This is a genomic window from Caenispirillum salinarum AK4 (assembly GCF_000315795.1).
GTDB lineage: Bacteria > Pseudomonadota > Alphaproteobacteria > Rhodospirillales > Rhodospirillaceae > Caenispirillum > Caenispirillum salinarum.
This window is the reverse complement of sequence record NZ_ANHY01000010.1, coordinates 136993-151883: the sequence shown is the minus strand read 5'-3', so window position 1 is coordinate 151883 and position 14891 is coordinate 136993. Positions and strand designations below refer to the sequence as shown.

Below are 14891 nucleotides of genomic sequence, written 5' to 3'. Positions count from 1 at the left end.
CGCAGCCGCCGGCCCGTCCCGAGCCGGCTCCGGCGCCCGCCGCGCCGCCGGCCCCGGCCGAGGCTCCGGCGCCCGTTCCCGCGCCGGCCAGCCAGCCGGTGGGCGAGGGCGGCGTGTCGGGTGCCGGGTCGACGGCCGCGCAGGGCACGGCGGAGGCCCGGACAGGCGGCGGGACACCGGGAGAGCGCCGGGACTACATCGCCCTCATCCAGACCTGGCTGGAGCGCCACAAGGAATATCCCCGCCGTGCCCGTCTGCGCCGCCAGGAGGGGACGGTGGTGCTGCGCTTCGTCATCGATCGCCAGGGTGCCGTGCTCAGCCACCGCATCGAGCGGGGCTCCGGCCACAGCGCCCTGGATGACGAGGTGGAGAAGATGATCCGCCGCGCGTCTCCCCTGCCGGCCATGCCGCCGGGAGTGGCCGGCGAGACGCTTGAGATCGCCGTTCCGGTCGTCTTCGCGTTGCGGTAGGGCGAGGGGCGAGGGGAGAAAAGCGGCCGGGGCGGACCCTTGCCCCGGTCGCCCGGAGCGCCGCCTCAGTCCCAGTGCAGTACCAGCTTTTCCCGCCACGCGAAGCGGCGCAGGTGGTCGTCGACGACGTGCTTGATGCGCTCCAGCCCGTCCGACGTGTCGGCCGTCGCCTCCACGGCCAGGGCACCGCCCTCGGCCCGCATCCGGCAGGTGCCCCAGGGGAAGTGCGCCAGCCCTTCCGGCGGCGTGGCATCGGCCGCGTAATCCACCCTGATCTTGTGGGCGAAGTGCTTGCTCAACTGCCCGAGGTAGCGGGCGGCCGCCGGGGTTTCGGCGCGCGCCGCGGCGGTGAAGGTCTCCTGCGTCATGGAATGTCCTCTTGATCTCTGATGGCGCCGGCGGCCACGCCGTCGGTCACGACGATGGGCCGGCCGTGGGAACAGGTCTCGATGCGGGCGGTCACGCCGAAGGCCCGGCGGAGCACGGCCGGCGTCAGCGCTTCGGCGGGTGGGCCGGCGGCGATCAGCCCCTCGCCGAGCACGACCACGCGGTCGCAGAACCGCAACGCAAGGTTGATGTCGTGGATCGCGACCAGGGCGATGGCCCGACGATCGCGCGCCTCGCCGCGCACACGCTCCAGGACGGAGAGCTGCCAGCGCAGGTCCAGCGCGCTGGTGGGTTCGTCGAGCAGCATCAGCCGCGGCGCCCGCACCAGCACCTGCGCCAGGCCGATCATCTGCCGCTGCCCGCCCGACAGGGCGCCGAGCGGCCGCATGGCCAGGTCGGTGACGGCCATGTCGGCAAGGACGGCCTCGATGCGCTGGTCGGCGCGGGCTCGGGTCAGTTCCGGCCAGGTGGCCCGCAAGGCGCTCAGCAGGACCTCGTAGACCGCCAGCGAACTCGGGCGCATCACCGTCTGGGGCAGATAGCCGACAAGGCGGGCTCGCAGGGCCGGCGACAGTCGGCGCAGGTCGTGGTCGCCGAGCCGCGTGTGCCCGGTCCCGCCGATCAGTCCAGCCAGTGTCTTGAGCAGCGTCGACTTTCCCGAGCCGTTGGCTCCGATGAGCCCGACGACGGTGCCGGGCGGCACCGGCGGCAGGGTCAGGCCGTCGATCACGCGCCGGCGGCCGTATCCGGCGACGATGTCCGCGATGTGCAGCCCCTCCGTCATGGCCGGCGCCTCTGGAGGAGGATCAGGGCCACGAAGGCGGGGATGCCGACCAGCGCCGTGACGATGCCCACCGGCAGCACCAGGCCCGGCACCAGGCTCTTGCTCACCACCGACGACAGCGACAGCACCAGGGCACCGCCCAGGGCCGCGCCGGGAAGATAGAATCGGTGATCCTCGCCGAGCGCCAGCCGGGCGATGTGCGGACCGACGAGACCGATGAAGCTGATGGTCCCGACGAACGACAGCGCCACCCCGGCCAGCAGGCTCACCCGCAGAAGCACAAGGACCCGCATGCGCCCGACGGCGATGCCCAGCGCCCGGGCATGCTCCTCGCCGGCGCGCAGGGCGGTCATGGCCCAGACGTGCCGCATGGCCCAGGGAAAACACAGGGCCACCACGGCGGCCAGCAGGCCGACCGTACTCCAGGTGGAGCGGCCCAGGCTGCCCATGGTCCAGAACACGATCTGCTGCAGGGCATCGGCCGAGGCCAGGAACTGCACCAGCCACAAAAGGGCGTTGAGCACGAAGACCATGGCAATGCCGAACAGGATCAGGCTCTCGCCTCCGCCGTCGAGGCCCTGCGTGCGGGCAAGTGCCTGCACGACCACGGTCGCCGCCATGGCGAAGGCGAAAGCGGTCACGGCCACCGTCCACTCGGGGCCGACGACGGGAATATGGAAGCCGGCGACGATGGCGATCGCCGCGCCCAGCGTGGCGGCGTTGGAGATGCCGAGCGTGAAGGGGCTCGCCAGCGGATTGGCGAGCACGGTCTGCATTTCCGCGCCCGCCAGGCCGAGCGCGGCGCCGACAAGAACCGCCATCAGCGCCTGCGGCAGGCGCACGTCCCACAGGATGACGCGCACGCCCACCTCGGCCGCCGCCGGGTCCCACAGCCCGGCCAGCACGGTCCCGAGCGGCATGTCCGACGCGCCGGTCGCAAGGTCGAGCAGCAGCGACCCCGCCAGGGCCGCCGCCAGTCCGATCAGGGTCAGCGTCCGTCCCCGGGTGCGGCGGGCGTAGGCGCGTCCCAACGCCGAGGTCGCGGCCACGCTCATGGCGCGTCGGTCCAGTAGGTTCCGTGCAGGGCCACCGGCTGGAAGCGCAGCATGACGGCCTCCAGGGTCTCCGTCGGGTCCAGGTCGGCGAAGACCTCGGGGTGAATCCACTTGGCGAGCAGGTGCAGGGCGACCACGTTGAAGGGTCCGTGGAAGAAGTGGTGCCAGACGGCATGGGCGCGGCCGGTCCGCACGGCATCCAGGTCGCGCACGCCGGTCCGGTCCAGGGCGTCGGCGAAGCTCTGGCGTGCCAGGTCGGCGGGAACGCCGGGGCCGAGGACGATGCGTCCGGCGGCATGGCCGTCGGCGGCGCGGCTGCCGATGGCGGTGCCGATGTAGACGTCGGGCTGGTTGGTCAGCAGGTACTCGATGCTGACGATGCCCGTGCGGCCTGGGATCAGCGGCTGGGCCATGTTCCGGCCGCCGGCGGCCTCGATCATGGTCGCCAGCACGCCGTGACCGACGCTGGCGCAGCAGTCGAGCCCAAGTCCCACACGGTTCTCCAGAAAGACGTCCGGCCGTTCCGTCACGCCCTCCAGCGCCGTCAGGATGCGCTCCCGCGCGGCCTCGTTCGCCTTCAGGAAGGCGGCGGCTTCGTCGTGCCGGCCGAGCGCCTCGCCCAGCAACGCCATGCTGGGCGGCGTGTTCGTCAGCGGGTCGAGGAAGAAGTCGGTGAAGATGACGGGAATGCCGGCCGCCTCCAGCTGCGCCAGCACGGTCGTATGATCGGTGCCGGGGCCGTGGCCGGCGAGCCCGAACACCACCAGGTCGGGGTCGAGGGCAATGGTCTTCTCGACGCTGAAGCTGTCGGGCGACACCTGCCCGACGGCCTCGATCCCCTCGATCTCGGGATAGGCCTCGCGCCAGAGCGCGTAGCCGTCCGGGTCGAGCACGGCGAAGTCGCCCATCATTCCCACCACCCGGCGCAGCGGCGCCTCGCGGTCGAGGATGGCAATGGCCGAGACGAGGCGCCCCTCGCCAAGGACGATGCGGTCCACCTGCTCCGGCAGGGTGACCGTCCGCCCGGCCACGTCGACGACCGTGCGGCTCTGTGCCGACGCCGTGGCCGGGAGCGCCGCGAGCAGGACGACCGCCGCCGCCAGAAAGAGACCCAGGGTCCGTGTCATGTCTTGGCCCTCGCATGGAAATGGGGCGGCCCGGGCGGCTGAACGCCGGCCGGACCGCCGATCGGTGAATGTCAGAAGCGGATGGTCGACGACAGCAGGAACGACCGGCCGGGGTCGAGGACGGGCGTCACGCGCGCCGTTTCGCCGAACGACGCCCGGCTGACGTAGGCTTCGTCGAAGACGTTGTTGGCCTCGGCCCGCAGGGTCACATGGGGCGACAGGGCATCCGGGCTCCATTCGGCGAACAGGTCGACGACGGTGTAGCTGTCCAGGTCGTCGAAGCCGTTGGCCTGGAGGTCCTCGTGCTCGAAGGCGAAGGCGTGTTCGGCCGAGGCGCCCACCTGCAGGTCAAGCGGATCAAAGGCATAGTGGCCGCTGACCGTCAGCACGTCGCCGATGGCCGTGCCCATGTTGTAGTCGTTGGGCAGGGCGATACGGTCGCCGTAGGTGATGTCGGTGTGGGTGTACTTGGCGCTGACCGCCCCGGCGGCGCCGGTGTAGGAGGCGATCAGGTCGAAGCCCCGGCTTTCCAGGTCCTCGCCGTTGATGCGGGTCGTCGTGCCATAGTTCCAGTCCATGACGTCGCGCATGAGGGTCTGGAAGTATGCGCCCTCGAAGGCGAAGCCCTGGTGCTCCGTCCGCAGGCCGGCCCGAAGGTTGTGGGCCCGGGTCGGCTCCAGGTCCTGCGCGTAGGTGTAGTCGCGGGCGTGGAACAGGGCCGTCTCCGACGGCTCGAGCCCGCCCCAGACGTAGCTGTAGCCGCCGAACAGCGCGAGCCAGTCGGTCGCCTGGTACTCGGCCGAGAGGTTGGGGCTGAGGCCGGCGTTCTCGAAGGTCTGGCCGTCCACCGCTTCGTACCGCTGCACGTCGCCGCGCAGGCCCGCCGAGACCGCCAGCCGGTCCACCGGCACCAGCCGCGCCTGGGCGAAAAGGCCGGCCTGAAGGATCTCCTCCGACACGTCGGTGGGGAAGTGGAAGCGTTCCACGGTCATGTCGTCATGAGCGAAGTCGGCGCCGACCGTCAGGCTGCCGAGTGGCACCTGGAAGGTGTTCTGCACCGTGCCACCGATGGTCTCGACCTCGGAATTGAAGTCGCCGGACGGCCGCGTGTAGCCGCTTTCGTTCGGGCGGTTCAGTTCATAGACGTTGTAGTAGAGCTTGACCTCGGGGTCGAACAGCGCCGTCGGGGCCGTGGTGGAGTATTCGGCCGTCAGCGTTGTGCGCGTCAGGTCGTTGCGGTTCAGGTCGGCGGTGACGAAGCCCATGTTCGGGCGCAGGCGGCGGATGGTGTCGTCGTTGAGGTATTCGGCGGTGACCTTCACGGCGTGCCCGTCCGGCGACTCGTACCCGACCTTGCCCAGCACGTTGACCAGGTTCGTGCCGGTGCCCGTCTCCTCGGTGCCGTTTCCGTTCTCGTAGTTGTCGCCGTGCTCGCGCGTGACGATGCCCAGCACGTCGAAGCCCTGGGCGGCGCCATAGCCCGCGACCGTGCCGCGGATTGCGTCGGGGTTGGTGTCGTAGGTGGTCGTGACGCGGCCCCCGACGGAGGCGCCGGGCATCAGCAGGTCGGCGGCGTCCTTCGTCTCGAAAGCGACCGACCCGCCGACCGCGCCGAACCCGGCGTCAGCCGGGGCGACGCCCGGGTTGACCTCCACCGCCTTGAGAAGGCTGGGGTCGAGGAACAGGTTGCCGTTGTGGTGCCACACGTTGTTGTGCTGGCGCGCGCCGTCAATGGTGACGTTCAGCTTGCTCTGGCCGATGCCGTGGACGTAAAGCTTTTGCGCTGCGATGCTGCCGCCCGATACCGCGACCGCCGGCTGATCCGAGAACAGGTCGCGCAGCGTCTGCGGCTGCTCCCGCTCGATGTCCTCAGGCCCCAGGCGGATCGGCTGCGCCGGCGCCGGCACGGCGTCCTCGACGGTGACCGGGTTCAGGGTCACGTCCGCCGCCGCCGTCTCCTGCGCCGACGCCGCGGCAGACAGGCCGCCGGACGCCAGGGCGGTGGTGGTGAGCAGGGCGGCAAGCCGCCGCCGGGCCGTGCGTCTCGTGTCGATCATCATCTTTCTCATCCCTCGCCGCGCGAACCGCTCCCGCAGTGTCGGCTCGACCGCGTACCGCTCTCGTGTTAATAATGCAAGTCACTCTCAATTCGGAAGCGCAGAGTGCCTTGAAGCCGGTATCCTGTATAGGGCTTTGCGGGCATCGCGGCTTTTGCGGAGCGGTCAAATGCGTTTGCACGCCGATCAAAATGCAGCGGACGGCGCGGTGTCGTGGCAGGACATCGCCGCCCTCGCGCGGCAGCCCGACGTCCATCTGGTGGCCCCGGACCTGCGGCCGTCGGACCCGGCCCTGCGCGGCCTGTTCACCCGCCGCGGCCTGCGCAGCGGCCTGGGCCTGCACATGTCGGACGCCGTCGACCTGCATGACCTGACCACACGCGCGGTGGGGCGGCCCGGCATCACGGTGACCCTGTTCCTGACCGGCCGGGCGGCGATTTCCCTTGGCGACCGCGCGCATGAGGTGGGAGCCCGCCCCGACGTGGCGGGGCAGCCCATGCCGACGGCGGTCATCTATTCCATGACGGAGCCCGACGTCTTCGAACGGCGCGGGATTCGCGGCGAGCATCTGCGCAAGGTGGGTATCACGATCCCGCCCGGCTGGCTGGGCGAGGCGGGCCTCGACGCCGGCGCCGCCGGGCTCGCCCAGCGCCTGGAGCGGACCCACGGCGCCTTGCTCGCCGTGCCGGTGTCGCCCGACCTGGCGCGGCTGGCCGGCGTGATGCTGGCCGATCTGCCCGGAGGCGCTCCGTGCTGCGGCCTGATGCAGGAGGCGCGCGCTTTCGAACTGCTGGCCCGCGTGTTCGGCCTGGCGGCGACGGGCGGAGAGGCGCCAACGCCAAAGGCTCCGCCCCGCGCGGAGGCGCGGCTGCGGGCGGCACAGCAGTACATGGCGGCGCATCTGGAGGACGAGATGACCCTGGCCGAGGTCGCCGCCGCCGCCTGCGTCAGCGTCAGCACGTTGCAGCGCCTGTTCCGCGAGCGGCTGGGACTGCCCGTGTGGGACTACCTGCGGCGCCTGCGCCTCGACCAGGCCCGCCGGTTCCTGGAGCGGGGCGAGGGATCGGTGACGGAGGCCGCCTTCCGGGCCGGCTACACGTCGCCGGCCAACTTCGCGACGGCCTTCAAGCGCGCCTACGGCATGCCGCCCAGCCGCTGCCGCAGGTAGGAGCGGAAAGGGCGCCGCGGGTCAGGCCAGCGGCGGGCTGCGGTAGAGGGTCACCCGGATGCCGCCGTGCGGCACCGGCGGCCCGGCCGGCTCGAGCGGGAGATCGGTGGCGCGCGCCAGGGTCTCGTCGCTGGTCAGAAGGCCGACCCGCCAGCCGGCGAAGCGCTCCCGCAGCGTGCGCCCCAGCGCCCGGTACAGGGGCGTCAGCGTCTTGCGGTCGCCGATGCGGGCGCCATAGGGCGGATTGACCATCACCAGCCCCGGCCCGGTTGTCTCCGGCGGCGCGACGTCGCTGACGGCCCGTTCGCGGAAGTCGGTCCAGGCGGACACGCCCGCGCGCCCGGCATTCTCGCGGCTCATGCGCACGGCCCCGGCGTCGCGGTCGCTGCCGAAGAAACGGGGTTCCGCGGGCGGCGCTTTCGGCGCCCCGGCCGTGGCGCGCATGTCGGCCCAGGCGGCGGGATCGAACGTCGCCAACTGCTCGAAGGCGAAGGCGCGGGACCGGCCCGGCACCAGCCCGGCGGCGATCTCCGCGGCCTCCAGGATGAAGGTGCCCGAGCCGCACATGGGGTCCACCACCGGCATGGTGCTGCCAAAGCCGCACTGACGCAGGAACATCGCGGCCATGGTTTCGCGCAGGGGCGCCTTGCTGACGGCTTCCTTGTGGCCGCGGCGGTGCAGGGGCTCGCCGGAGGTGTCGATGCTGATGGTGCAGACGTCGTTTTCGATGCGCGCCTTCACGACCACCGCCGCCTCGGCCGAGACGGGGACGCCCAGTTCCGCCTGCATCGCGTGCGTGATGCGCTGTGCGGCGGCGCCGGCATGGTAGATGCGCGAGCCTTTGCAGGCGGCCTCCACCCGCACCGGAACGTCGGGTCGCAGCACGTCCGCCCAGGGAAAGCGGCGGGCGCGCTTGTCCAGTTGCGCCAGATGGAAGGCGCGGAAGGACCCCACGCGGGCCAGCACGCGGCTGGCGCCGCGCAGGACCAGGTTGGCGCGCCACACGGCCGCCCAGCCGCCGCGCACAGTGACGCCGCCGGGGACGACCCGGGGCGCGCGGAACCCCTGTTCCACGGCTTCGGCGCGCAGGGTGTCTTCCAGGCCCGGCAGGGTCACCAGGAAGATGTCGAGATCGCTGTCGGAGGTCATGGCGCCTGCATAGCGCGAAGCCGCCCGGCCGTCGACAGCTTTCGCCGCGAAGGGTCTCAGGCGCCGGCGGGGCGTGTCGCGACCAGGAAGCGCACGCCCTGGTCGCCCACCTGTTCCACATGGTCCTGGCTGCCCGGCACCTCGATGGTGTCGCCGGGGCGGCAGACGGTGGAATAGCCGGGACCGGAAACGGTCATCTCGCCGTCGAGGATGTAGAGGTAGAGGTCCACGTCGTGGGTGTGGGTGTCGTTCAGCCGGTGCGGCGTCCAGGTCTTTTCCACGGGCGCGTCGTAGCCCTTGGTTTCGAGGCTCTGGTGGTAGGCCTGGACGGACATGGCGGCGTCTCCCTGACGGTTTTCGTTTTGGCCGATGATAGACCATTCGCCCCGCTTGGGTATAGCCGCCGCGTCGGGACCGCCCGCCGCCGCGGCCACCGGTTCTCTCAGGCGCGCCGCGGTTCGTCGGGGCGGTCAGCGGTTGCCGGCCCCCAGCGCCCCAAGCGGGACTCCGTTGATGGTCCGGCCGGTCGCGGGGCTGAAGGTCAGGTCATAGACCAGGGTGTCGGCGCCCGGCGCCTCTGCACGTCCCAGGCCCTTCAGGACCACCAGCACCGGCAGCAACTTCTCCAGGTCCGGCCGGGTGGGCGCCAAGCCGTTGAGGTGCCCGATCAGCATGTCCAGGCCGGCCAGTTCGAAGGTGCCGGAGGCCGTCGGCGGCATCCCCGTCAGGCTGATGTCGGTCACCGTGCCCGAGCCGGTCAGACGAGCCTCGGGCGCGTCGAGGCGCAGATCCTCCAGCACGACCTCCGGCGCGGCCGCGGCGACGGCCTGTTCGGCGGCACGCCTGCGGGCTGCGGCGGTGTCCTGTTGCGCCGCCTGCAGCAGCCCGCTGTAAGGCACCGAGCGCAGCCGCAGGCTCAGGTGCGCGTCCGTGGGCACGGCGCCGACCGGAAGGGCGGAGAGGCTCTCCTCTTCGGCGCGCGCCATGGCCCAGCCGGCGTCCGTCGGGCCGATGCCGCGGCCGGACAGGTTGAGCAGCACGTCGCCCGTTCCGCCGGCGTTGTCGGCCGAGAGGCTCAGCGCGAGCGCGTCGCTGCGGGCGATGAGGGTGCCGTTGCTGGTGACGGTCGCGCCCTCCAGCGACAGGTCAACGCCGGCGCTGGCCCAGTCCATGGCGGCGAACAGGGCCGCGACGGCCTCGTCGGACGGGTCCTCGCCGGTCACACCCGCCATGGCGGCCATGTCCGAGATGGCCATGTAGCTGTTCCAGTCGAGGCCGGCCAGATCCATCGTCAAGGCGGCCCGGTCCAGCGTGAAGCGCTCCGCCGCGCTGTCGATCGGGCCCTCGGGCACGGCCACCAACCCTTCGGCGACGAAGCCGCCGGTGCCGGTCACCGTCGGCTGGCTGTCGTCCAGGTCCTGCGTGACGGCGAGGGAGTCAAGCCGCATCACTTCCACCGGATGGCCGGCGCCGCCGGCGTCGGTCACCGTTTCGAAGGCGCGCAGGTTCTTCGCTTCCGCGACGTAGCGGCTGTAGACGTTGAGGTCGGTGTTGAACACCCCCTCGACGCGGGGCGCGTCCATGGCGATCATGCCGCCGTCGAAGCGCACGGTCGGCGCCATGGTGACCGAGGCGGCAAGATGGCGGTCGCCTTCGGGCGCCAGCGTGATGCGGATGAACTCCACCTCTGCCGCACTGTCCGTGCCGGCGCCGAGCGTTACCGCGTCGAGCGCCACGGTCAGCCGGCCGCCGGTGCCGCGCTCCACCTGAGGGGGTGCGCCGACGTGCACCGGCGCGTCCCCGCTGAAGATGCGGAGCAGCTCGGTGATCGGCCGGTCCATGGCATGGTCGGCGCCCAGCGCCTGGAGCAGCGCGGCCTGGAGCGGCTGCGGCCAGTCACCGGTTCCCGCCGCCGGTGCCGGGGTCGCGGCGGGTTGAGGCGCCGGACCCGCGGCGACGGCGCCCAGGGCGTCACGCATCGCCGGCGACAGCGCCGCCTCGGCGTCGGCCAGGCGGGCGCGGACGTCGGCGCGGCTGAAGCGGCCGATGGCCTTGCCCTCCGCCAGCATCTGGGCGAGGCGGCTGTCGGGATGACGGGTGACGATCAAGTCCAGCAGGGCATCGACGTCCCGCAGCATCAGGACCCGGGCCTCGGGGCCCTCCACCTCCATCGCGTCCTGGTTGATGGTCAAGGCCTGCTTGAACAGGTCCTCGGCGCTGTCGGCGGCCAGGACGTCGGGCGCGGTGGCGGCAAGGCAGCCGGCAATCAGTGCGGCAGCGGCGCCGCGCCGGGCGGCGGCAAATCGCAAAGTCATCAGGTCTCCCCCTCTGCGTGGCGCCGCGCTGCGCGGTCCCGTCGCACCGGGGCGCCATGGGGAGAACGGTAGGGTGCCCTCGCAACGGTTGTCAATGATGGGGCGGGGGCTCGAACGGGGACTCACGACAGGGCCGCGGGGACCTCGGCCAGCAGCACCTCCACCCCCGCCGCCTGCAGCCGTTCCGCCATCCCGGGCGGCAGGGGGCGGTTCGTGCAGAACAGGTCGACGTCCGTGATGGACCCGCCGCGCACCACGGCATTGCGGCCGAACTTGGTGTGGTCGGCGATCAGGATGGACCGCCGGCTGTTGGCCAGGATGGCCTCGCGGGCGCGCACCTCCTCCTCGGCGAAGTCCAGCAGGCCGCCCTCGGAATCTATGCCGCCGACGCCGAAGACGCCGAAGTCCACCTTGTACTGCGAGAAGAACTGGTTGACGTCATGCCCCACCACGTCGCGGTAGCGGTTGCGCAGACGCCCGCCGACGATGGTGACCTCAAAGGTCGGATTGCCGCAGCAGGCGGCGGCGACGTTCAGGTTGTTGGTGAAAACGCGCAGGTGGGCGTGGTCGCACAGGGCCTGGGCCACCAGTTCCGGCGTCGTGCCGATGGAGAAGAACAGCGACGCGCCGTCGGGGATGCGCGCCGCCACCATCGCCGCGATGGCGCGCTTTTCCGCCAGGTTCAGGACCTTGCGGTTGTCGTAGGGCAGGTTCTCCCGCTCGATCGGCAATTCCACCCCGCCGTGGCGGCGCCGCAGCACGCCCTGGTCGCACAGCGCGTTGACGTCGCGGCGGATGGTCTGTTCCGTCACGGCGAAATGGGTCGCCAGGCTGTCGATGCTGGCGAAACCCGCCTGGCGCACCTGTTCGGCGATGCGGGCGCGGCGCTCCTGGGGCGTGGTCACGGGTCTGCGATCCTCCGGTCTTCTCGTCGGTCACGAGTTTAGCCGGTTCCTGTTACACCACCATGACGGTTCGATCATGTCCGGATGAAAAAGGGCGCCGTTCGAATGAACGGCGCCCTGAAGGAAGAGGCCGGTCAGGCGGCCGAGGAGTCGCGTGGGGCCGGGGCGGCCTCGGGCTGCGAGCCGGCAGCGGGCTCGCCCAGGACGGCGGCGTACAGTTCCTTGTTGCCCAGCACGCCGACGGCACGGCCGTCTTCTTCCACCACCAGGGGCGCGGCGGTGGCGCGGCGGATTTCCATGGCCTCGCGCAGGGTGATGTCGGCCGGCGCGGTGACGACCGTGCCTTCCGCCAGCGCCTGCGGGTCGGCGGCGGCCTGCTCGTAGGGCACGACCGGCGAGGCCTCGTGCGCGGCGCTCTCGGCGGAGACGGCGTGGCCGGCCGCGTCCATGGTGACGCGGGTGTCGGTCTCCGGCTCGGCCACCACGGCCCCGCCCTCGGCGCGCGGCGCGTCGGCCAGCGGCGTCATCACCGAGGACGCCTTGAGCACGTTGACCGGGTTCATGTGGGCGACGAAGTCCGCCACGTAGGCGTCCGCCGGATGCAGGGCGATGTCCTCGGGCGTGCCGTACTGCACCACCTTGCCGCTTTCCATGATGGCGATGCGGCTGCCCAGCTTCATGGCCTCGTCCAGGTCGTGGCTGACGAAGATGATGGTCTTCTGAAGCTCTTTCTGCAGCACAAGAAGCTCGTCCTGCAGTTTGTTGCGGATCAGCGGGTCCAGCGCCGAGAACGGCTCGTCCATCAACAGGATCGGCGCATCCTGGGCGAAGGCGCGGGCCAGGCCGACGCGCTGCTGCATGCCGCCGGACAGTTCATGGGCGAAGGCATCGCGCCATTCGGACAGGCCGACCATCGCCAGGCGCTCGTCGACGATGCGGTCGCGCTCCTTCTTCGAGATGCCCTGGACTTCCAGCCCGAAGCCGACGTTCTCGGCCACGGTGCGCCAGGGCAGCAGGGCGAACTGCTGGAACACCATGGCGATGCCCTTGGTGCGCAGGCGCCGCAGCGTCTTCACGTCGCAGGAGGCGACGTCGACGGACTCGCCGTTGACGTTGACGATCAGCTCGCCGCGCGTGGGCCGGTTCAGGCCGTTGACGCAGCGCAGGAGCGTCGACTTGCCCGAGCCCGACAGGCCCATGAGCACGCAGATCTCGCCCTGGCGGACGTCCAGCGTGGCATCGGACACGCCGACCACGTGGCCGGTCTTTTCCTGGATTTCGGCGCGGCTGCGGCCTTCGTCCATCAGCTTGATGGCGGGCGCCGGCTTCTTGCCGAAGACGACGTCGATGTGGCGGAAGGAAACGGCGGTGTCGGTCATCGGGCGGCCTTTCGCTCGGGCTGCTTGCAGACACGGTCGAGGATGATGGCGAGGATCACGATGGACAGCCCCGCTTCGAAGCCCTGGGCGATGTTCACCGTGTTCAGCGCGCGGACCACGGGCTTGCCCAGGCCGTCGGCGCCCACCAGCGCGGCGATCACCACCATGGACAGCGACAGCATGATGCACTGGGTCAGGCCGGCCATGATGGTCGGCATGGCGTGCGGCAGCTCGATCTTCCACAGCATCTGGCTGCGCGTCGCGCCGAAGCTCTCGCCGGCCTCGATCAGTTGTGTCGGCGTCGAGGACACGCCCAGGTACGTCAGGCGCACCGGCGCCGCAATGGCGAAGATGACGGTGGAGATCAGCCCCGGCACCACGCCCAGCCCGAACAGGATCAGCGTCGGGATCAGGTAGACGAACGTGGGGATGGTCTGCATCAGGTCCAGGATGGGACGGATCACCTGGTACAGCCAGTTGCGGTGGGCCGCGGCGATGCCCAGCGGCACGCCGATCAGCATGCACAGCGCGGTGGCGAACAGGACCAGCGCCAGCGTCTCCATGGTCGCTTCCCAGTAGCCCAGGTTCACGATCAGCAGGAACGACAGCACGATCAGCGCCACCAACTGCCACTTGCGGTGCAGGCCCCAGGCGAGGCCGGCGACCAGCGCGATCAGCACCAGCGGGTTGAACCACAGCAGGATGTCCATGAACCCCTCGATGAGGAAGCCCAGGACGTCGGAAATCGTGTAGAAGACGATCGCGGCGTGCTCGTTGAGCCAGTCCACGAAATCGCTCATCCACGCGCCGAGCGGGATCTTGGAGTCGGTCAGCCAGTCCATGTCCGAATGTCACGTTGTTCAAAAAAAGGGGAGCCGCCGCGCCGGCGAGGGGGTCGGGGAGCGGCGCGGCGGCTCCTGAAGGGCGCCCGGCTTACTCGGCCAGCGACTCCTTCAGGGCGGCCTCGGCGTCGCCGCCGTCAGCCGTGGTCACGCCGTCCAGCCAGGCCAGGGCGGCTTCGGTGTTGTCCTTCAGCCATGCGGTGGCGGCGGCTTCGGGCTTCATGTTTTCGTTGATGATGGACGACATGATCTCGTTTTCCATGGACAGCGAGAAGGTCATGTTGTCGATCAGCTTGCCCAGGTTCGGGCACTCGTCCATGAAGCCTTCGCGGACGTTGGTGTAGACGGTGGCGCCGCCGTAGTTGGGGCCGAAGATGTCGTCACCGCCCGACAGGTACTTCATGTCGATGTTGGCGTTCATCGGGTGCGGCTCCCAGCCCAGGAACACCACCCAGTCGTCGCGCCTGGTGGCGCGGTTGACCTGCGACAGCATGCCCTGCTCGGAGCTTTCCACCAGCTCGAAGTCGCCCAGGCCAAAGGTGTCGTTGTCGATCATGTCCTGGATCAGGCGGTTGCCGTCGTTGCCCGGCTCGATGCCGTAGATCTTGCCGTCCAGCTTGTCCTCGAACTTGGCGATGTCCTGGAAGGACTGCAGGCCGCCTTCGTAGACGTACTCCGGCACGGCCAGGGTGTACTTCGCACCTTCCAGGTTGGCGTCCAGCGTTTCCACCGTGCCGTCTTCCAGATAGGGGCGGATGTCGCCTTCCATGGTGGGCATCCAGTTGCCCAGGAACACGTCCACCTCCTCGTTGGCCATGCTGGCGTAGGTGACCGGCACCGACAGAAGCTCGGTCTCCGGCTCGTAGCCCAGCGCCTCCAGGATGACCGATGCCGTCGCGGTGGTGGCGGTGATGTCGGTCCAGCCGACGTCGGAGAAGGTCACCTGCTTGCACTCGGCCGGATCGGCGGCCTGCGCCGGCGCGGCGGCGATGGTGGCCGTGGCGGCCGCAGCCAGCAGGGTCCCGGTTAGGGTGGTGGCGCGGCGGGCGGTGTTGGTCGTCATGGTCAAACTCGTCTCCTTGGGTTGTCGAGGGCCCACCGCCTTTGACGCGCGTCCGCCTCACCCTGGAGGCGCGACGGCGGCGGGCCGGAAACTCAACTCCTCTGTCCGGTCGTGCGCCCCGGCCGGAACAGGGGCGGGGCGATGCGTGGCGTGAAGCCGGACCGGTCGGCCGAGGGTCCGCGCACGGGCC

At 70.7% G+C, this 14891-nt stretch carries 14 protein-coding genes; 2 read left to right on the top strand and 12 right to left on the bottom strand.

Translation table 11 applies throughout. From position 1 onward, the window contains the following. The coding region (locus C882_RS11790; protein ID WP_152415307.1) for an energy transducer TonB at window positions 1-470 on the top strand (470 nt) is incomplete at its 5' end. A gap of 65 nt (window positions 471-535) precedes the next feature. On the opposite strand, the gene C882_RS11785 is transcribed toward C882_RS11790, so the two are convergent. The 5 genes from C882_RS11785 to C882_RS11765 all read right to left on the bottom strand — a co-directional run bounded on the left by C882_RS11785 (window position 536) and on the right by C882_RS11765 (window position 5883). After that, complete coding sequence (locus tag C882_RS11785) at window positions 536-838, bottom strand: DUF2218 domain-containing protein (protein ID WP_009540836.1); 303 nt, start codon at window positions 836-838, stop codon at window positions 536-538. Continuing rightward, window positions 835-1641 carry an ABC transporter ATP-binding protein gene (locus C882_RS11780; protein ID WP_009540835.1) on the bottom strand — a complete coding sequence of 269 codons (807 nt, stop codon included), beginning with the start codon at window positions 1639-1641 and terminating at the stop codon, window positions 835-837. Before C882_RS11780 ends, C882_RS11785 begins: the two co-directional genes overlap by 4 nt. Further along, window positions 1638-2696 (bottom strand): FecCD family ABC transporter permease, encoded by a 1059-nt coding sequence (locus C882_RS11775; RefSeq protein WP_009540834.1) that lies wholly within the window; start codon window positions 2694-2696, stop codon window positions 1638-1640. Before C882_RS11775 ends, C882_RS11780 begins: the two co-directional genes overlap by 4 nt. Then, on the bottom strand, window positions 2693-3823 hold the full coding sequence (locus tag C882_RS11770; RefSeq protein ID WP_009540833.1) for an ABC transporter substrate-binding protein: 1131 nt from the start codon (window positions 3821-3823) through the stop codon (window positions 2693-2695). Before C882_RS11770 ends, C882_RS11775 begins: the two co-directional genes overlap by 4 nt. 71 nt (window positions 3824-3894) lie before the next feature. Further along, window positions 3895-5883 carry a TonB-dependent receptor domain-containing protein gene (locus tag C882_RS11765; RefSeq protein ID WP_009540832.1) on the bottom strand — a complete coding sequence of 663 codons (1989 nt, stop codon included), beginning with the start codon at window positions 5881-5883 and terminating at the stop codon, window positions 3895-3897. Between the two features lie 166 nt (window positions 5884-6049). On the opposite strand from C882_RS11765, the gene C882_RS11760 reads away from it, so the two are divergent. Further along, entirely contained in the window at window positions 6050-7048 is a 999-nt protein-coding gene (locus C882_RS11760; protein WP_043645119.1) for a helix-turn-helix domain-containing protein, read from the top strand. Window positions 7049-7069: 21 nt separating this feature from the next. Here C882_RS11760 and C882_RS11755 read toward each other — a convergent pair whose 3' ends face one another. The 7 genes from C882_RS11755 to C882_RS11725 all read right to left on the bottom strand — a co-directional run bounded on the left by C882_RS11755 (window position 7070) and on the right by C882_RS11725 (window position 14701). After that, window positions 7070-8197 (bottom strand): THUMP domain-containing class I SAM-dependent RNA methyltransferase, encoded by a 1128-nt coding sequence (locus tag C882_RS11755; protein ID WP_009540830.1) that lies wholly within the window; start codon window positions 8195-8197, stop codon window positions 7070-7072. Window positions 8198-8253: 56 nt separating this feature from the next. Continuing rightward, window positions 8254-8532 carry a cupin domain-containing protein gene (locus C882_RS11750; RefSeq protein ID WP_009540829.1) on the bottom strand — a complete coding sequence of 93 codons (279 nt, stop codon included), beginning with the start codon at window positions 8530-8532 and terminating at the stop codon, window positions 8254-8256. A 135-nt stretch (window positions 8533-8667) separates the two neighbouring features. Continuing rightward, window positions 8668-10512, bottom strand: coding sequence for a hypothetical protein (locus C882_RS11745; protein WP_009540828.1), 1845 nt, complete (start codon window positions 10510-10512; stop codon window positions 8668-8670). A 122-nt stretch (window positions 10513-10634) separates the two neighbouring features. Continuing rightward, entirely contained in the window at window positions 10635-11417 is a 783-nt protein-coding gene (locus C882_RS11740) for a DeoR/GlpR family DNA-binding transcription regulator (protein WP_009540827.1), read from the bottom strand. Between the two features lie 134 nt (window positions 11418-11551). Next, window positions 11552-12796 carry a choline ABC transporter ATP-binding protein gene (gene choV / locus C882_RS11735; protein ID WP_009540826.1) on the bottom strand — a complete coding sequence of 415 codons (1245 nt, stop codon included), beginning with the start codon at window positions 12794-12796 and terminating at the stop codon, window positions 11552-11554. Continuing rightward, entirely contained in the window at window positions 12793-13638 is an 846-nt protein-coding gene (gene choW, locus C882_RS11730; RefSeq protein ID WP_009540825.1) for a choline ABC transporter permease subunit, read from the bottom strand. The genes choV and choW overlap by 4 nt, the downstream gene beginning before the upstream one ends. A gap of 91 nt (window positions 13639-13729) precedes the next feature. Next, window positions 13730-14701 (bottom strand): choline ABC transporter substrate-binding protein, encoded by a 972-nt coding sequence (locus C882_RS11725; RefSeq protein WP_043645116.1) that lies wholly within the window; start codon window positions 14699-14701, stop codon window positions 13730-13732. Between the last annotated feature and the right edge of the window lie 190 nt (window positions 14702-14891).